The organism is Microtetraspora fusca, assembly GCF_001570365.1.
Classification (GTDB): domain Bacteria; phylum Actinomycetota; class Actinomycetes; order Streptosporangiales; family Streptosporangiaceae; genus Microtetraspora; species Microtetraspora fusca.
This window is the reverse complement of the sequence record NZ_BBYK01000038.1, coordinates 570,125-586,955: the sequence shown is the minus strand read 5'-3', so window position 1 is coordinate 586,955 and position 16,831 is coordinate 570,125. Positions and strand designations below refer to the sequence as shown.

At 71.8% G+C, this 16,831-nt stretch carries 15 protein-coding genes; 10 read left to right on the top strand and 5 right to left on the bottom strand.

What is annotated here, in order from left to right; translation table 11 throughout:
- Window positions 1–30 precede the first annotated feature (30 nt).
- Window positions 31–3,546: an ATP-binding protein gene (locus AWQ68_RS02800; RefSeq protein WP_245655712.1), complete on the top strand. Its 3,516-nt coding sequence runs from the start codon at window positions 31–33 to the stop codon at window positions 3,544–3,546.
- Window positions 3,547–3,733: 187 nt separating this feature from the next.
- On the opposite strand, the gene AWQ68_RS02795 is transcribed toward AWQ68_RS02800, so the two are convergent.
- Complete coding sequence (locus tag AWQ68_RS02795) at window positions 3,734–4,150, bottom strand: YjdF family protein (RefSeq protein WP_066933915.1); 417 nt, start codon at window positions 4,148–4,150, stop codon at window positions 3,734–3,736.
- A gap of 216 nt (window positions 4,151–4,366) precedes the next feature.
- Here AWQ68_RS02795 and AWQ68_RS02790 point away from each other — a divergent pair, with 216 nt between their 5' ends.
- Window positions 4,367–5,596, top strand: coding sequence for a MurT ligase domain-containing protein (locus AWQ68_RS02790; protein ID WP_066933913.1), 1,230 nt, complete (start codon window positions 4,367–4,369; stop codon window positions 5,594–5,596).
- A 33-nt stretch (window positions 5,597–5,629) separates the two neighbouring features.
- Window positions 5,630–6,337 (top strand): type 1 glutamine amidotransferase, encoded by a 708-nt coding sequence (locus AWQ68_RS02785; RefSeq protein WP_066933910.1) that lies wholly within the window; start codon window positions 5,630–5,632, stop codon window positions 6,335–6,337.
- 73 nt (window positions 6,338–6,410) lie between these two features.
- Here AWQ68_RS02785 and AWQ68_RS02780 read toward each other — a convergent pair whose 3' ends face one another.
- Complete coding sequence (locus tag AWQ68_RS02780) at window positions 6,411–6,773, bottom strand: DsrE family protein (RefSeq protein WP_066933907.1); 363 nt, start codon at window positions 6,771–6,773, stop codon at window positions 6,411–6,413.
- 102 nt (window positions 6,774–6,875) lie between these two features.
- Here AWQ68_RS02780 and AWQ68_RS02775 point away from each other — a divergent pair, with 102 nt between their 5' ends.
- The 5 genes from AWQ68_RS02775 to AWQ68_RS02755 all read left to right on the top strand — a co-directional run bounded on the left by AWQ68_RS02775 (window position 6,876) and on the right by AWQ68_RS02755 (window position 11,469).
- Window positions 6,876–7,373, top strand: a complete 498-nt coding sequence (locus AWQ68_RS02775) for a heme-binding beta-barrel domain-containing protein (protein WP_066933904.1) — start codon at window positions 6,876–6,878, stop codon at window positions 7,371–7,373.
- A 156-nt stretch (window positions 7,374–7,529) separates the two neighbouring features.
- Entirely contained in the window at window positions 7,530–8,537 is a 1,008-nt protein-coding gene (locus AWQ68_RS02770; protein ID WP_066933901.1) for an NAD(P)-dependent oxidoreductase, read from the top strand.
- 349 nt (window positions 8,538–8,886) lie between these two features.
- Complete coding sequence (locus tag AWQ68_RS02765) at window positions 8,887–9,297, top strand: Fur family transcriptional regulator (RefSeq protein WP_066933898.1); 411 nt, start codon at window positions 8,887–8,889, stop codon at window positions 9,295–9,297.
- 54 nt (window positions 9,298–9,351) lie between these two features.
- Window positions 9,352–10,395, top strand: a complete 1,044-nt coding sequence (ygfZ, locus tag AWQ68_RS02760; RefSeq protein ID WP_066933895.1) for a CAF17-like 4Fe-4S cluster assembly/insertion protein YgfZ — start codon at window positions 9,352–9,354, stop codon at window positions 10,393–10,395.
- 327 nt (window positions 10,396–10,722) lie between these two features.
- Window positions 10,723–11,469 carry a phosphotransferase family protein gene (locus AWQ68_RS02755; RefSeq protein WP_066933892.1) on the top strand — a complete coding sequence of 249 codons (747 nt, stop codon included), beginning with the start codon at window positions 10,723–10,725 and terminating at the stop codon, window positions 11,467–11,469.
- 90 nt (window positions 11,470–11,559) lie between these two features.
- On the opposite strand, the gene AWQ68_RS02750 is transcribed toward AWQ68_RS02755, so the two are convergent.
- Entirely contained in the window at window positions 11,560–12,372 is an 813-nt protein-coding gene (locus AWQ68_RS02750; protein ID WP_066933888.1) for a hypothetical protein, read from the bottom strand.
- A gap of 69 nt (window positions 12,373–12,441) precedes the next feature.
- Window positions 12,442–12,867 carry a D-aminoacyl-tRNA deacylase gene (gene dtd / locus AWQ68_RS02745; RefSeq protein ID WP_066933885.1) on the bottom strand — a complete coding sequence of 142 codons (426 nt, stop codon included), beginning with the start codon at window positions 12,865–12,867 and terminating at the stop codon, window positions 12,442–12,444.
- Window positions 12,868–12,975: 108 nt separating this feature from the next.
- Here dtd and AWQ68_RS02740 point away from each other — a divergent pair, with 108 nt between their 5' ends.
- A complete protein-coding gene (locus tag AWQ68_RS02740) occupies window positions 12,976–13,917 on the top strand; it encodes an asparaginase (RefSeq protein ID WP_066933881.1) in 942 nt (313 codons plus the stop codon).
- A 27-nt stretch (window positions 13,918–13,944) separates the two neighbouring features.
- Here the strand turns inward: AWQ68_RS02740 and AWQ68_RS02735 are convergent, their stop codons facing one another.
- On the bottom strand, window positions 13,945–15,567 hold the full coding sequence (locus tag AWQ68_RS02735) for a DUF2207 domain-containing protein (RefSeq protein ID WP_066933878.1): 1,623 nt from the start codon (window positions 15,565–15,567) through the stop codon (window positions 13,945–13,947).
- Between the two features lie 60 nt (window positions 15,568–15,627).
- Here AWQ68_RS02735 and AWQ68_RS02730 point away from each other — a divergent pair, with 60 nt between their 5' ends.
- Window positions 15,628–16,599 (top strand): magnesium transporter CorA family protein, encoded by a 972-nt coding sequence (locus tag AWQ68_RS02730; protein ID WP_174554070.1) that lies wholly within the window; start codon window positions 15,628–15,630, stop codon window positions 16,597–16,599.
- Window positions 16,600–16,831 lie beyond the last annotated feature (232 nt).

Below are 16,831 nucleotides of genomic sequence, written 5' to 3'. Positions count from 1 at the left end.
TCCCCTGATAACCGTCAACCGAGGGGTCTCATGCATCCGTTCCCCCTGAGCGGGCCCTGGTACCGGATCCAGGCCATCGCCGCGCCCTCACGGAGCTCGTCGGCGGAGTGGGACTTCGTCACCGTTCTCCCGGCCGTGCTGTCCGCCGCGCAGCGCAACCGGCCGTTCGTGATCGGCTGGCTGTCGCGGGGGGCGGGCGCGCCGCTCGAACTCATCACCAACGCCGGCCCGCTCACGCCGCCGCGCCCGCCGAAACGGGCGGTCACCTCGATCGACGTCACGCCCACCGGGCCGCAGCCGCTGCTGTTCCCCGGCGGCGCCCGGGGCGTCGAGATCGGGGACGAGTGGCTCGCCGACCTCGCCGACCTGGTCTGGACGCCCTGCCCCGGCCGCCAGGCGCCCCCGCTCAGCGGCCGCAGGGAGCCCGAGCCGGACGAGCCCAAGCAGCCGACGCTGTTCGAGTCCACGCTGGTGACCCTGATGTCCCGGCCGTTCGGCTGGGTGGTCGTCGCCGAGCCCACCGACCTGCTCGACGCCGAGGTCGCCCACCTGCGCACCCAGCTCAACGTGCTCCGCCAGTACGGCGACGCCTCGGAGCGGTCGCGGTTCGACGCCGAGCGGGCCGAGCGCCGGATGCAGGAGCTCGATGCCTTCCGCGAGGCCGGGCTGTGGAACGTCCGGGTCCTCGCCGGCGCCGCCGGTCCGGACGAACTGCGGCAGATCGCCCCCGTCCTGGTCGGCTCCGTCGAGATGAGCCACCACCCGTACCGGCTGCGCAGCGCCATGTCGGGGCCGCTGCTGTCCGAGCCGGTCCGCTCCGGCTCGCCGCACGGCTCCTCGCCCGAGTCCGGGTACGGCTTCGCCGAGGCGCTCCACGTCACCCTGCAGGACCCCGCCGACGGGGCCGCCGCGCCGTTCGCGGCCACGGCGGGCGCGCTGGCGGCGCTGGCCGGGCTGCCGCGCCGCGAGGTCCCCGGCGTACGCGTGCTCGACGCCGGCTTCTTCGACGTGACCAGCGAGGCGGACAGCACGAGCGGCGAGACGATCGACCTCGGCGCGATCGTGGACGGGCAGGACCGCGCGGTCGGCACGTTCCGGGTCCCGCTCGCCACGCTCAACCGGCACGCCTTCGTCACGGGCGCCACCGGATCGGGCAAGTCGCAGACCGTACGGCACCTGCTCGAGGAGCTCACCAAGGCCGGCATCCCGTGGCTCGCCATCGAGCCGGCCAAGTCCGAGTACGCCGCCATGGCCGGCCGGGTCGAGCACCTGGCCCCGCTCACGGTGATCAACCCCTCGGCGCCGGACAACGTGCCGTTCAGCGTGAACCCGCTCGCGCCCGAGCCGGGCTATCCCGTGCAGGCGCACATCGACATGGTGCGCGCCCTGTTCATGGCCGCGTTCGACGCCGAGGAGCCGTTCCCGCAGATCATGTCCCTGGCCCTGCAGCGGGTCTACGAGGCCAACGGGTGGGACGTGGTCACCGGAGGCGGCATCCCCGGAGCCGCGGTCCAGCCCGCGGTACCGACCCTGGAGCAGCTCCAGCAGCACGCCCTGGAGGTGATCCAGGAGATCGGGTACGGCAACGAGGTGCAGGCCGACGTCGAGGGGTTCATCAGCCTCCGGCTGCGCAGCCTCCGGGTCGGCAGCGCCGGCCGGTTCTTCGAGGGCGGCCACCCGGCGGACATCGGCGGCCTGCTCCAGCGGAACGTCGTGCTCGCGATCGAGGACGTGGCCAACGACGAGGACAAGGCGTTCCTCATGGGCACGCTGATCATCCGCATCGTCGAGCACCTGCGGATGCGCGCCCGGCAGGAGCTGTCCCATGAGGAGGGCGGCGGCGGCCTCAGGCACGTCATCGTGATCGAGGAGGCGCACCGGCTGCTCCGCGACCGCGGCGCGCAGCGCGCCTCCACCCACGCCGTCGAGCTGCTCGCCGGGATGCTCGCCGAGATCCGCGCGTACGGCGAGGGCATCATCGTGGCGGAGCAGATCCCCACCAAGCTGGTCTCGGACGTGGTCAAGAACACGGCGCTGAAGGTCGTGCACCGGCTGCCCGCCGAGGACGACCGGCAGCTCGTCGGGGCCGCCATGAACCTCAGCGAGGACCAGTCCCGCCAGGTCGTCTCGCTCCAGCCCGGGTACGCCGCCGTGTTCGCCGACGGCATGGACCGCCCGCTGCGCGTCCAGGTCCCGCTGGGCGAGGGCCGTGAGCGCGCCATGCTCAGCCCCATCCCGCCCATCTGCGGCCGCCGCTCGGCCGCCTGCGGGCGCGAGTGCCGTACCGGCAAGGCGTGCACGCTCTTCGAGCTCCGTGAGGCGGACCTGCTCGCGGTCGCGCCCGAATGGGCGTGGTTGCGCATCTGGACCGACACGGTCGTGCTGGCGTTCGTGACGAACCGGCCGTTGCCGGGCGTGCCGCGCATCCTCGCCGACATCTGGGCGGAGCTGCCTCCCAAGCGTCGCGAGTGCCTTCTCGCCACGCTGGTGGAGCGGTGCGTGGCGCGCCGCGCCTGGTCCCTGCGGACCTGGTTCGACCCCGCGCTCCTCACCGAGAAGGCGGCCGAGGTCGCCGCCGCGCTGCTCGACTCCGCCGCCGCCGCGTCGCAGTCCGCCGCAGTGTCGCAATCCGTGGCCGCGCCACACGCCGCCGCCGGTTCGGTCCCCGCCTGCCCGGCCGCGCGCGCCGTACCGGCCGGGGCGGAACATGTGGCCTCGGCGGTGTCCGTGCCCGCGGCGGTCACGATGGCGGGAGAGAACGCCGGACCGGGTCTCACGCCGGAGCCTTCGGCGGGTGCCGGACCCGGCCTCACACCCGAGCCTTCGGCGGGGGCCGACGACGAGCCGGGCGACGAGGAGGAGGCAGCCGAGAGGGCGGTCGGGGGAGCGGAGGAGCCCACCCGGCGACCGCAGCCGGTGGTCCCCGCGCGCCCCTCGGGCCGGACGGGGCCCACACAGGCGGGCGAGAGGCCGGGAGCCGCCTGGGTGATCCCCCAGGTGCGCTGGTTGCACGAGGTCGAGCGGCTGTTCCCCTTCGGGCACCCGGCGCCCAACCTGCGCAGCCCGGCCCCCGTCATGGAGTACGCGCTGTTCGGCACCGACCCGTCCGGGCGGCCGTACCCGCACCAGGGGGTCAACGGGGCGTGCGGCGGGCCCGCCGACCAGGACGAGGGCGACGAGACCGGGACCGATCGTGCGGACCACGACGGGACGGGCGACGCGGCACCGGGCCGGACGCCCCGGAGCGCCGCGGTCCGCACGGAGCTGCTCGGCCACCGCGCCAAGGCGTTGCGCCACCACCCGCTGTCCATGGAGGTGGACCGCAACCGGGCGCTCGCCTGGCGGGTCATCCTGGGCGACGACGAGCACGAGGGCATCCAGCGGGACATCACGACCGTCGCCATCGCCGTGGAGCCGCGTGAGCGCCTCCGGTACGTCGCCCAGACCATGGGGGCGGGCTGGCTGGAGACCGTGCTGTCCTGGCCGCGCCGGTTCGTGCTCCCCTTCGACGGCGACGCCCCGGCCGAGCTCTCCTTCCCCGACTGATGCGCTGTCCACGAACCTCGGCCGGGTCGGTCACTTCGCCGGAAGGAATCTCCGGTCCTCGCGAAGCCCGCTTCGCTGGGCCTTCGCTCCGGTCCTCGCTCCCTTCCGCTCCGTTCCCTCGATCCCGGTGAACGTGTGCGGACAGCGCACTGGCGGTACTGACCGTGGACGTCGGCGGCGGCAGGGCTCACCGGTCCCGTTTGCGCTCGATCCGCTTGCGGCGGGCCACCTCCCGGCGGTGCTCCTCATCGGCCTTCCTGCCGGCCTTGCGGTCGGCCGCCGCTTCGCGCTTGCGGCTCTCCAGTTCCAGCCGCATCGCCTCCTGGGAGGCGGTGCTCCGCATCGTCCTGACCGCCCGGCTCGCGAGCTTGGCGGCCCGCTTGGGGTTGGGCCGCCGGTCCGCCGACGCCTTCGCGCTCACCGGCGGGGCGGACGCGGCCCGCTCCAGCAGGGCCACGCCGTTGCGCATGAGGAACTCGTAAAGCTCGGGATCGGTGGGCTCGGAGCCGAACACGAAACGGACCGCCCGAAGCTCCCCGTTCTCCTGGATCTCCAGTACGCCGACCCAGAACGGGGAATCGAAGAAGACGGACAGGATGACCATCGCTGCTCTCCAGTGCGTATGCCGAACGACGGCCTGACGAGGCCGCTGACCGGCACACCGGACATCCCTGGAGAGGGCGGATACGAAGAACTCGCCCGGGCTACCAACCGGGCCGCGTTTTCGTGTGCGCCCCCGACCCTACGCCGAGGCGGTGACCTGGACGAATCCGAATAGGATCGATCCGCGCATTATGGTGAGCGGCATGAGGAGGAGCGCATGAGTCAGCTTCCGTTGCGGGCGCAGCTCGCCAGTGCTCTGGGCCGTACGGCCGCGACCCTGTCCCGGGCCACCGGGCGCGGCGACGGCTCGGTGATCGGCGGACGGGTCGGGTTGATGCTGGAGCCGGACCTGCTGCGCCAGCTCGCGGCGGACCGCAGGCTCGCCCTGGTCAGCGCCACCAACGGCAAGACCACGACCACCCGTCTGATCACCTCTGCCCTGCGGCAACTGGGCGAGGTGGCCACCAACGCCTTCGGCGCCAACATGCCCGCCGGTCACGTATCGGCGCTCTCCACGGCGAAGGACGCGCCGTACGCCGTGCTGGAGGTCGACGAGAAGTACCTCCCCGAGGTGCTCGACACCACGCGGGCCGGTGTCGTCTGCCTGATGAACCTCAGCCGCGACCAGATGGACCGCGCCGCGGAGATCTGGCTGCTCGCCCAGAAGTGGCGCCGCGCCCTCGCCGCGCAGCCCACGCTGGTGATCGCCAACTGCGACGATCCGCTGGTCACCTGGGCGGCGACCGGCTCGGCCAGGGTCACCTGGGTGTCCGCGGGCCAGCGCTGGCGCGAGGACTCCTGGTGCTGCCCGGAGTGCGGAGGGCCGCTCGACCGCAAGGGCGTCGACTGGGCCTGCCGGGAGTGCGCCTTCCGCCGTCCCACGCCGTCCTGGGTGCTCGACGGCGAGGACGTGATCGACCCGCGCGGCCAGCGGTGGCGGCTGGACCTGCAGCTTCCCGGCCAGGCGAACCGGTCGAACGCCGCGATCGCCCTCGCCACCGTGGCGGCGTTCGGGCTCGAACCCGGCCACGCCCTCCTGGGGCTGCGCGAGGTGACCTCGGTCGCCGGGCGCTACACCACGGTCGAGCGCGACGGCCGGTCGCTGCGGCTGCTGCTCGCCAAGAACCCCGCCGGCTGGCTGGAGGCGTTCGACGTCGCCGACCCCTCGCTGCCGATCATCCTGTCGGTCAACGCGCAGGGACCCGACGGACGTGACACGTCCTGGCTCTGGGACGTGGACTACCGGATCCTGCGCGGGCGTCCCGTCCTGGTGACCGGGGAGCGCCGCCGCGACCTCGCCCTCCGGCTGTACGTCGCCGGGGTGCCGTTCCAGCTCTGCGACTCGTTCGGACAGGCGGTCGCCGTGCTGCCGCCCGGCCGCATCGACGTGATCGCCAACTACACCGCCTTCCAGCAGATCCGTACGGAGTTCGGCCGTGCGGAGTGACCACGGCCGCCGCCCGACGAGTGGAGTCCCGGCATGACCTCTCACGTTCGCCTCGTCTGGATCTATCCGGACCTGCTCAGCACGTACGGTGACCAGGGCAACGTCCTGATCCTGGAGCAGCGGGCCCGCGCGCGCGGCCTGTCGGTCGAGACGGTCCACGTGCGCTCGTCCGACCCGGTGCCCGATCAGGGGGACATCTACCTGATCGGCGGCGGCGAGGACCGCCCGCAGATCCTGGGCGCCGAACGGCTGCGCAAGGACGGCGGCCTCAACCGTGCCGTCGCCCACGGGGCCGCGCTCCTGGCCGTCTGCGCGGGCTACCAGATCATGGGGTCGGTCTTCGGCGGTGAGGAGGGCCAGCCGGTGCCCGGCCTCGGCCTTCTGGACATCAGCTCAGGCCGCGGGGAGCGCCGCGCGGTCGGCGAGCTGGCCGCGGAGGTCGATCCGGCGCTGGGCCTGCCCACGCTGACCGGCTTCGAGAACCACATGGGCGTCACCCGGCTGGGGCCGGGCGTGCGGCCGCTGTCGCGGACGATCGTCGGCACGGGCAACGGCGACGGCACCGAGGGCTGTTATGCGGGCAAGGTGATCGGCACCTACCTGCACGGCCCCGCGCTGGCCCGCAACCCGGCTCTCGCCGACCTGTTGCTCGCCTGGACGGTCGGGCCGCTCGCCCCGATCGACGACACCTGGTACCAGCGGCTGCGCGAGGAGCGGCTCGCCGCCGTCCTGCCCGCCTGAACCCGCCCGGCGGGCCGTACGCCCCGCCTTCCCGCGGCCGTTCTTCCCGGAGCCGCCGCGGGAGCGGCGCGGGTCAGTACACCAGGGCCTGGACGTCGTCGCCGAGGATCTCCTCGACGAACGTGGACGCGCCCGCGATCCGGACGCCGTCGATCACGTCGTCCACGGTGATGCCGCGCCGCGCCGCACACTGGGTGCAGAGCGTGACCTTGCCCCCGGCGAGCACCGCGTCGAGTAGGTCAGCCAGCGGGGCGGCCTCCTCCAGGTTGAACTCCTTGGCCCGGCCCGGGAGGGCGAACCAGGAGGACTCGCCGGTCAGCCACAGGGAGACCGGTACGCCGCTGACCAGGGCCGCGACCGCGACGTTGAAGGCCTGGTTGCACCGCTCCGGCGCGTCCGCCCCGGCCGTGACCTTGATGACCAGAGATCGTGCCATGCCCGCAGCCTACATCCGCCGCAAAGCCGTACAAGATGGACATTGGCGGCGAGGATCGACGACCGGGGCGGACGCCCGGAACACGCCCTAAGCTCCTGTCTTATGGACGTACACCCTGACCTTGAGCCGATCGCCTTCCTGCTCGGCCGCTGGGAGGGAGCCGGCGTGGTCGGCTACCCCACGATGGAGAGCGCGAACTTCGGGCAGGAGATCGTTTTCGGGCACAACGGCAAGCCCTTCCTGACGTACAACAGCCGGACCTGGCTGCTCGACGACGAGGGCGCCAAGGTACGGCCGCTGGCGACCGAGTCGGGCTTCTGGCGCATCCAGCCGGAGCGGCAGCTCGAGGTCTGCATCGCGCATCCGACCGGCATCGTGGAGATCTACCTGGGCGAGGTCGTCTTCCACAAGATCGAGCTGCGCACCGACCTGGTCGCCCGCACCGACACCGCGAAGGACTACTCGGCCGGCCACCGGCTGTACGGGCTGGTCAACGGCAACCTGATGTACGCGTACGACATGGCGGCCATGGGGCACCCGCTGCAGTCGCACACGTCGGCCGAGCTGAAGAAGGTCGCCGACTTCACCCCGGACGAGTAGGCCCGCGCCCTCCTCGCCGCACGGCTCGTCACGCCGCGCGGAGTCCGGCTGTCACGCCGCGCCGTTTCCGGGCGATATCTACGCACCGACCCATACGGGCCGACATGTACGGACCGATGTCACGGGCGGATACCGACCGGCGGACGAGGAGATGCGATGAGACCACGGGCGTTGGTGCTGGCGCCGATGCGGGGTCCCGCGTGGGCCCGGCTGCGTGAGCTGGCCGAGGTGATCTACGAGCCGGTCCCGGTCCAGCGCCCGCCGGGCCGCTACCCGGCGGCGGAGCTGGCCGCCCGGCTGGCGGAGGAGCACGCCCGCATCCTCATCACCGACGGAGACGAGGTCGGCGGGCCGGTGCTCGACCTGCCCCTGATGGCGGTCGCCTGCACGCGAGCGGAGCCGGTCAACGTGGACATCGCGGCGGCCACGGCCCGGGGCATCCCCGTGCTGTGCGCCCCCGGACGCGACGCCGACGGCATCGCCGAGCTCACCCTCGCGCTGCTGCTGGCCGTGAACCGCCGGCTGCTGGTGGCCGACGGCGACCTCAGGGCCGGCCGTACGCGCGAGGAGCGCGAGCGGCACCGGTCCTGGGAGCTGGCCGGCCGGACCTTCGGCATCGTCGGCGGCGGCCCGTCGGCGCGGGCGGTCACCTGGCGCATGAAGGGGCTCGGGATGCGCGTGATCGCCCACGGCCCAGACACGCCACGGGCCCGGCCCGGCATCGACCGGCTGCTCGCCGAGGCCGACGTGGTCTCCGTCCACGGCGTGCCCGTCCGCGACAGCGGCGCGTTCGGCACACCGGGCGCGTTCGGCACCCCTCGGCCCGGCGCCATGATCGGCGCGGCCGAGTTCGCCGCCATGAAGCCGGGAGCGATCTTCATCAACACCGCCCGCCCCGAGTTCCACGACGCCGAGGCGCTGGTCGGCGCTCTGAAGACCGGACATCTCGGCGGCGCGGCGCTCGACCACGTCCCCCCGGATCCGCACCACCCTCTGGTCGGCCCTCTACTCGGCATGGACAACGTCGTGCTGACCCCGGGCATCGGCGGCGAGACGTACGACACCGAGGTGAACCACAGCCGGATGATTTGCGGGGACATCGTGCGCCTGCTCGGCGGAGAGCCGCCGCTGCACTGCGTCAACCCCGAGGCTCTGGGCGTCTGACCCCGATCCCCACCCTCACGGGAAAAGAAAGAACCCCGGGCGCGCTCCACCTCTGGGTGAGGCGGGCCGGCTGGACCAAGGCGGGGAACGGGTCCCACACCGCCGGCTGCCCGGGGTTCCGGTGTCTGTCGTGGATTCGCCGGACGTCGTACGACATCCGGACGGAGGTCCGAATGGACGGCGTCCTAGCGGACAGCCACCTCGCTAGTCCAACTATGAATCACCATTGTTTGGACCACCTCCTTTCTGCGTGCCTCGTACGCTATGCGACGTCCAGAGGGGCGGCAACCGAATTAATCGGCGACGGATTTATGCCGATCGGTCGCCCATAGGCTCGTACACTCTGTGCATGACCGACACTTGGCACGAGGAGCTGCGGGCACGCGGCTACCGGGTCACACCTCAGCGTCAACTGGTGCTGGAGGCGGTCTCCTCGCTCGGTCACGCGACGCCGGAGGACATCTGCTCGCGGGTGCAGGAGACGGCGCGCGGCGTCAACATCTCGACCGTCTACCGCACGCTGGAGCTCCTCGAAGAGCTCGGCATGGTCACCCACACCCATCTCGGGCACGGCGCGCCGACCTACCATCTGGCGTCCGAGGCCGACCACGTGCACCTCGTGTGCCGGGGCTGCGGCGAGGTGACCGAGGTCCGGCCCGAGATGGTCCAGGGGCTCGTCGGCACCCTGGAGGACGAGCTGGGGTTCGCGACGGACGTCCGCCACCTGACCGTCTTCGGCCGCTGCCGCGACTGCCGCTGATCTCGGGGCGCTCCCGCGGCTTCGCGGCGCGGCGGGCGGCAATAGCCTTGAGTCATGCGCAGCCCTTTGCTGGACACACCCGGAGCCGTCGCCGCCGAAGGCCCTGACGCGACGGTCGCCGCTCACTATGGAGAGCCCTTCGCCGAGCAGCGGGCGCTCGCGAACGGCGAGGCGCTCGTGGACCGGAGCCACCGGGAGGTCATCCGTGTCTCCGGCCCCGACCGGCTCAGCTGGCTCAACAGCCTGAGCTCCCAGAAGCTCGACGATCTCGCGCCCGGAACGCCCACCCAGACGCTGTTCCTCGATCCGCAGGGACGGGTCGAGCACCACCTCGTCCTGGTGGACGACGGAGAGGCGGTCTGGGCGCACGTCGAGCCCGGAACCGCCGCCGACCTGGTCGCCTTCCTGGAGAAGATGCGCTTCATGCTCCGGGTGGAGGTCGCCGACGTCACCTCCGAGTACGCCGTCGTCTCCGTCGCCGCCCCCGGCGGTGCCGTACACGTGCCGGACGGCCTGCCCGAGGGGAGCGTCGTGATCGGCGGAGACCTGCTGATCCCGCGCGTCCGGCTGGCGACCGCCGTGGAGGACCTCGGGCTGCGCCCGGCCGGGCTGTGGGCCTACGAGGCGCTGCGCATCGAGGCGCACGAGCCGCGTCTCGGGTTCGACACCGACCACAAGACGATCCCGCACGAGGTCGGCTGGATCGGCGCGGCGCTGCACCTGAGCAAGGGCTGCTACCGCGGCCAGGAGACGGTCGCCCGGGTCCACAACCTCGGCCATCCGCCGCGCCGGCTGGTCTTCCTGCACCTGGACGGCAGCATGGACACGCTGCCCCCGCACGGCGCCCCGGTGACGATCCAGGGGCAGGGAACGGAGACCCAGGAGGACGCCGAGGCGCCGCAGATCGGCTTCGTCGGCTCGTCCGCACGCCACCACGAGCTCGGGCCCATCGCGCTGGCGGTCGTGAAGCGGACCGTCCCGGTGGACGCGGTCCTGCTCGCGGGCGGCGTGCCGGCGTCGCAGGAGGTCGTCGTGCCGCCGGACGCCGGGCGCAACGTGCAGATCGACCCCGCCCTGCGCCGCCGCATCCGTACCTGATTACCTCGCTGGCGCTCGACGGGCTCGGGGCTGTGCCTGATTGCGCTCGCAGCGCTCACTCACCGGCAAATTGGGGAGTGGAACGGCGTGAAGGGCGTGATCAGGGGTGATCACGCCCTTCGGGGGTTTTTCAGGGCGTCCCGAGCCGCCGAGCGCCAACGGGGCGAATAAGGGCTCCTAACAAAAGTGGTGGACTCGACCTGGTCAGGGGCCGGTGTCGCGTATGAGGCCGCTTGGTAGCGGGACGCGGTCAGCCGTGCGATCGCACGCGATCGCACGCGATAAAGCTGGTGACGTTGACGATCACCCCCGGGATACTGGTCGCCCATGGACGAGGTCAAAATGGTCGTCGCCCATTCCGAGCGCGCGACTCTGCGCGTCGGCGACGTGTTCCTGAAGGTGGACGCCGATCAGGCGCGCATCGACGTCGAGGTCGAGGCGATGGCCCTGGCGCCGGTCCCGACCCCGAAGGTCCTGTGGCACAAGCCGCCGGTGCTCGCGATCGCCGCAGTCCCGGGGACGGCGCTCGGCCGCCTCGGCGAGCCGTCGACCGCGTCCCCGGCGGCGTGGGCCGCGGCGGGCGCCGCCATCCGGAGGTTGCACGACGCGCCGTTGCCGCCCAGGCCCGGCCGGGCCGGCCGGGGCCTCGACGAGTTGGCGGCGGAACTCGACGGCGAGTGCGAGTGGCTCGTGACGAACGGCGTCCTGCCCGCCGACCTGGTCACCCGCAACCGCCAGGTCGCCGAGGCCGCGCTCCGGCCCTGGAGTCCGGCGTTCACGCACGGCGACCTGCAGATCGCTCACGTGTTCGTCGACGGCGACGAGATCACGGGCATCATCGACTGGTCCGAGGCGGGCCAAGGTGATGCCCTGTTCGACCTCGCCACCTTGACGCTCGGACACGAGAAGCACCTCGGCGACGTCGTCGCCGGCTATGGCACCGACGTCGACCTCGACGTGATCCGCGGGTGGTGGTCGTTGCGAAGCCTGCTGGTGGTTCGCTGGCTGGTCGAGCACGGCTTCGACCCGTTCGCGCCGGGCTGTGAGATCGACGTGCTGAGATCCCGGCTGTGAGGCCGCGCGCGCCCGACTGCTATGAGAAAGTCCCAACGGAGTGGTGCTTGGAGCCCGTCCTGGCGCGGTCGACCGGCGACAGGTGAGGTCTTATTTCGTCCAGATGGCGGCGTACTTGCCGTCCTCGCTGTTCACCTGGGCGGGGAAGTAGCCGTCGGTCTTGAGCTCGTTGAACCGGCTCTGGTAGCCCGAGCTCGACATTCCGGTGTGCTCGAACCAGCCGCTGATCTTGTCGTTGCGCCAGACGGTCGTGTACGTGCCGCCGGGGCCCACCGCTATGTAGCCGGGGCGGTAGCCGTTGGAGACGCGCGCCTTGAACTCGGCGTCGTGCTCCGCGTACGACTTGCCGACGGTGACCTCCGACCGGACGCCGGAGGTGTTGGCCGTCCAGATCGCCGCGTACATCGGGGCGGCGGCGGTGCCGTACACGTCGACCGACGTCAGCACGAGCCCCTTGGCGACGGCGTCGGCGTTCGCCGCGGTGAGCTGCGCGGTGGTCATGTTGTGCCGGGCGACGAACTTGCCCGACTTCTTCACGAAGACGGCCGCGAAACGGGCGGTGTCGCCGCTGCCGGTGGCCGTGACGACCGTGGGCTGGTAGCCCTTCGCGTAGTACTCGTCGAACCGCTGCTGGTAGCCCTGGGCGGACATGTCCTGATACATGGCCCAGGTGACGCCGGACGACTTGACCCACACGCCGGCGTAGCTGGGACCGGAGGAGATGCTCAGGCTGACGGGGACGTAGCCCTTGCCGCTCAGCTCCTGGAACTTCTGCACCTGCTGTGCCGAGGTGATGCCGTGGTAGGCGACGGACGCGGTGGGTGCCTGGGCGTGAGCCGCGGTCGGCGCCGCCGCCACGGCGAGCGCGGCGGCTGCGACGGCGAGCGTTCGGGTGGTACGCATGACCCTCCCCGGGGGTTATGGGCGTTCCGATCTCGGGCGAGGAACGACCCTAACAGAGGAAGATCCGCGTCAAACCTCGATCAGTAAGGTGATCGGGCCGTCGTTTGTCAGCGACACCTTCATGTCGGCGCCGAAGACTCCGGTCTCCACTCGGGCGCCCAGCGATCTGAGCTCGGACACGACCGCCTCGACCAGCGGCTCGGCCACCGGCCCGGGCGCGGCCGCCTGCCACGTGGGCCGCCGCCCCTTGCGAGCATCGCCGTACAGCGTGAACTGGCTCACCACGAGCAGCGGGGCGCCGACGTCCGAGCAGGACTTCTCGCCGTGCAGGATGCGCAGCCCCCAGAGCTTCCCGGCCAGCCGGGCCGCCTCGGCCGGGCCGTCGGTGTGGGTGGCCCCGATCAGGACGAGCAGGCCGGGCTCGTCGATCGCTCCCACGACCTCGCCGTCCACCACCACCGACGCGGAGCTGACCCGCTGCACGACCGCACGCATGGCCCCGAATTCTGCCACGTCCGGGCGGAAGTGACCGGATCGGGCGGGGAGAAACCGGGCGGTCTGCGGCGGGTCGGGTGTATCCCTATTCATGCGTACACTCGCCGTATGTCCGAACTGATCGTCGAGGTGGTCCGCTCCGGGTTCGTGGAGTCCGTCCACGGGGCGCGGGTGCTCGCCGTGGACGCGTCCGGGGCTCCTGTCATGTGCCACGGGGAGACGGCCACCCTGGTGTCGCCGCGATCCTCGATGAAGCCGCTGCAGGCGCTCGGCATGGTGCGTTCGGGGCTCCCGCTTGAGGACGAGTTGCTGGCGCTCGCCTGCGCCAGCCACGCGGGCGAGGACTTCCACGTCGAGGGGGCGCGCAAGATCCTGGCCGAGGCCGGGCTGGACGAGAGCGCCCTCGGCTGCCCCGAGGCCCTGCCCCAGCACGCTGAGGCGCGGAACCGGGCGATCCAGGCGCACGTCGAGCCCGCCCGGATCTTCATGAACTGCTCGGGCAAGCATTCGGCCATGCTGGCGACCTGCGTGGTGAACGGCTGGCCGGTCGAGACGTACCTCGACCCGGGCCATCCGCTGCAGAGGGCGATCCGGGCCACCGTCGAGGAGCTCACCGGGGAGCGGGTCGCCGCCACGGGCGTGGACGGGTGCGGCGCTCCGCTGTTCTTCGTCTCCATGGTCGGCGTGGTGCGGGCCTTCCGAAGCTTCACGCTCGCCGACGAGGGCACCCCCGAGCGCCGGATCGCCGACGCCATGCGCGCCCACCCCGAATGGACCAGCGGTACGGTACGGCCCGAGGCGGCGCTGATGCGGGCGCTGCCCGGCCTCATGGTCAAGGCGGGAGCCGAGGCGTTCGACGCGTTCGCGTTCGCCGATGGGCGGGCCGCCGCCGTCAAGATCGAGGATGGCGGCGACCGGGCGCGGGTGCCGGTGACCGTGGCGGCCCTGCGGGCGCTCGGCCTGGACGCCCCGGAGCTCGACGAGCTGGCCACTTCGCCCCTGCTGGGCGGCGGCAGGCAGGTCGGCGAGATCCGCGTCCGCCGCCCCTGACCGCTCGCCGAACCCGTTGCAGCACGCCTAGAAGGAGCGGAACAGGCGGGCGGCGGAGATCGCGCCTGACGTCGTCGTGGTGAAGGTCCGCATCGAGTCGGCGAACTTCGACAGGTCCCACTCCGCCGGGCCCTGGTACCAGTAGAGGTTGTCCGCCGGGCGGCCGTCACCGTGGATGGAGGCCACCACGCGGGCCCAGCGGTCCACGCTGTCGAAGACCACCGCGTACGGCAGATAGCGGGAGAACAGCTCGATCCGCTGCGCCGGGGGGATGTCGCCGATCTCCCCGGACACGAGGTGCTCCCGGAAGCCGAGCGTCTGGGCGAGTACGGTCGCGCCCCTGGCGGTCTTCGCGGGCATGTACTGGCCGCCCACCGCGAGCGCGGCGCCCGCGATGATCAGCGCCAGGCCGAGCAGAGCGTACGTGGTCAGCCAGGCGAGCGCCACGGTCGCCACGACGCCCAGGACGGCGGCGATCACGCCGACGGTCGTCCAGTGGGTACGGACCGAGTCGGGGCGCCGGGCGAACCAGCCCTGGGTCACCACGTCCCGGTAGAGCTCGTGGCGGACCTTGCTGAGCCCGGCGGTGAACGACCCGTGCAGCTGCGACAGCAGTACGGCGTCCCGCCCTTCGAAGACGGAGTCGTAAAGCGCGCGTTCGTACGGGAGCAGGGAGGCGACCGGCGCGGACGGCATCCTGACCAGAAGCCAGTCCGGCGCGTCGTACGCCTGCCGGGGCTGCTCGTCGATCCGGAGGTAACCGCGCACGGCGAGGTCCACGATGGTCGCGGTCACGTCGATCACGTCGGCCTGCTCGTCGATCAGCGTGCCGATCTGTCCGGGCCGCACGTCGTGCGGGGGTGCGAACTGACCGTTCTGATGGCCGACGACCACGCCGGACTGGGCGCCGACCACCCGGGCGTCCCGGCCGCGGGTCCAGTAGAGCAGTCCGACGCCGCCGCAGAGCAGGAGCAGCAGCAGCGCCAGCGCGCCCCCGGTCACCATGTTCAGCGTGAACGCGTTGGCGAGCTCGAAGCGGCGGTCCAGGATCGGCGCGGCGCCGGTCGCCCCCTTGGGGTAACCGACGACGATCGTCAGCGTCTCGCCGTCCCGGAGCCCCTGCTGCTCGAACATGGCGGTCGCCCCGGTCTCGTCGATCGAGGCGCCGGTGCAGCCGATCGCCGAGGCGGGCTCCCCGGCGAAGCAGGAGATGTTCTCGGCCCGCCCGGGGCCGCTCACCGTCACCGTCACGTGCTCGGCCGGCCCCGCCACGGCGTACCAGCGCAGTTCCTCGCCGCCGCTGAGGGGCGTGACCGCGCCCCGAACGTCGTACTCGACGGTGCCGCTGCCGCTGATGGTCATGGTCGTGCCGTCGAAGGTGGCCCCGCGGACGTTCGACACGCGGTAGACGCGGTCGTTGCCGTTGTCGTAACGCGTCCGGGTGAGCAGCGTGCGGCGCAGCGGTCCACCGGACAGCGTGATCTTCTCCGCGACATGGAGCACGCCGTCCTTGCGCAGCTCCATCGTCACGTCGTCCCGCGTCGCCGTCACCCGATCCGCGTGTGCCGGAACGCCGAGGGCACCGGCGGTGAGGAGCGCGAGCGCGGTCAGCAGGACGGACAAGCCGAGCCGGCGAGCGAGGTTTACCATGAGCCAGCACCCTATCGGTCCGCGTTTGCCCCGATGTCGCTGTCGCTAGTCTGTGACGTCATGGCTCGTACGCGCGTGTATCGGGACGGGGTGCTGGCGGCTGAGGACTTCCCGGTCTCGGAGGTCTCCGACCACCTGCGCGACCCCTCGGCGGTCGTCTGGCTCGACATGTTTGCTCCCTCCGAGGAGGACCTGGCCGAGATCGGCGAGGAGCTGGGCCTGCACGAACTGGCCGTCGAGGGCGCGCTCGGGCACCGGCAGCGGCCCAAGCTCGACGTGTACGACACCCACATGTTCCTCACCGTCTACGCCGGGGCGTTCGACCAGGAGACAGGACGCCTCGACGTGGCCGAGGCGTCGGCGTTCGTCACCGGGAACGTCCTCGTCACGGTGCGCAAGTCGGAGCGCTTCGCGATCGACGAGGTGGTCCGGCGCTGGGACTCCTCGGCCCGCCTGGCCCGGTGCGGCGTGGCCTTCCTGCTTCACGGGTTGCTCGACTACGTGGTGGACAGCCATTTCGAGGCGGTCGAGGCCATGGACGAGCAGGTCGAGACGCTGGAGGAGACGCTCTTCGACGAGCGCCCGATCGGACCGGACGAGCAGCGCCGGACCTTCGAGATGCGCAAGGGCCTCGCGGTGCTGCGCCGGATCGCCATGCCGATGCGCGAAGTCGTGAACACGCTGTTGCGGCGCGACGGCGACTTCGTCGAGGAGACGATGGTGCCCTACTACCAGGACGTGTACGACCACGTGCTGCGGGTCACCGAGTGGGTGGACTCGCTGCGCGACCTCATCGCGAACATCCGCGAGGCGCATCTGACCATGCAGGGCAACCGGCTCAACCTGATCATGAAGCGGGTGACCGGCTGGGCCGCCATCATCGCCGTCCCCACCATGATCACCGGCTTCTACGGCCAGAACCTCCCGTTCCCCGGGTTCGAGCGGCCGTGGGGGTTCTGGGTCTCCACGTTCCTCATCGTGCTGGTGTCGGCGCTGCTGTACCGGGAGTTCCGCAGGCGCGACTGGCTCTGACGCCTTACTGAAAAGGGACAGCCGAAACACCGGGTACGGCTCGGCCGAAACGCCCCTTCGCTCTCGGTGCATTACAGGAGGAACCCTCTCCATTCGGCGCATCGCGCGCATGAGGCCCGGGAGGAGTCCCGCGATCCCCGGAGTCGGCCGCGCCTCGCTGGATAAACTGCGGGCCCGGCCGCCCCGGCACGGGCATGTGCCGTACTCACGGGACCGGGGATTCCAGCCGCGG

Bases quoted from the DNA above. Each gene is read 5' to 3' on its own strand.
- AWQ68_RS02735 (WP_066933878.1), bottom strand. From the start codon at position 15,567: ATGGTAAACCTCGCTCGCCGGCTCGGCTTGTCCGTCCTGCTGACCGCG.
- AWQ68_RS02795 (WP_066933915.1), bottom strand. From the start codon at position 4,150: ATGGTCATCCTGTCCGTCTTCTTCGATTCCCCGTTCTGGGTCGGCGTA.
- AWQ68_RS02755 (WP_066933892.1), top strand. From the start codon at position 10,723: ATGGACGAGGTCAAAATGGTCGTCGCCCATTCCGAGCGCGCGACTCTG.
- AWQ68_RS02765 (WP_066933898.1), top strand. From the start codon at position 8,887: ATGACCGACACTTGGCACGAGGAGCTGCGGGCACGCGGCTACCGGGTC.
- ygfZ (WP_066933895.1), top strand. From the start codon at position 9,352: ATGCGCAGCCCTTTGCTGGACACACCCGGAGCCGTCGCCGCCGAAGGC.
- AWQ68_RS02785 (WP_066933910.1), top strand. From the start codon at position 5,630: ATGACCTCTCACGTTCGCCTCGTCTGGATCTATCCGGACCTGCTCAGC.
- AWQ68_RS02740 (WP_066933881.1), top strand. From the start codon at position 12,976: ATGTCCGAACTGATCGTCGAGGTGGTCCGCTCCGGGTTCGTGGAGTCC.
- AWQ68_RS02790 (WP_066933913.1), top strand. From the start codon at position 4,367: ATGAGTCAGCTTCCGTTGCGGGCGCAGCTCGCCAGTGCTCTGGGCCGT.
- AWQ68_RS02800 (WP_245655712.1), top strand. From the start codon at position 31: ATGCATCCGTTCCCCCTGAGCGGGCCCTGGTACCGGATCCAGGCCATC.
- dtd (WP_066933885.1), bottom strand. From the start codon at position 12,867: ATGCGTGCGGTCGTGCAGCGGGTCAGCTCCGCGTCGGTGGTGGTGGAC.
- AWQ68_RS02730 (WP_174554070.1), top strand. From the start codon at position 15,628: ATGGCTCGTACGCGCGTGTATCGGGACGGGGTGCTGGCGGCTGAGGAC.
- AWQ68_RS02775 (WP_066933904.1), top strand. From the start codon at position 6,876: ATGGACGTACACCCTGACCTTGAGCCGATCGCCTTCCTGCTCGGCCGC.
- AWQ68_RS02770 (WP_066933901.1), top strand. From the start codon at position 7,530: ATGAGACCACGGGCGTTGGTGCTGGCGCCGATGCGGGGTCCCGCGTGG.
- AWQ68_RS02750 (WP_066933888.1), bottom strand. From the start codon at position 12,372: ATGCGTACCACCCGAACGCTCGCCGTCGCAGCCGCCGCGCTCGCCGTG.
- AWQ68_RS02780 (WP_066933907.1), bottom strand. From the start codon at position 6,773: ATGGCACGATCTCTGGTCATCAAGGTCACGGCCGGGGCGGACGCGCCG.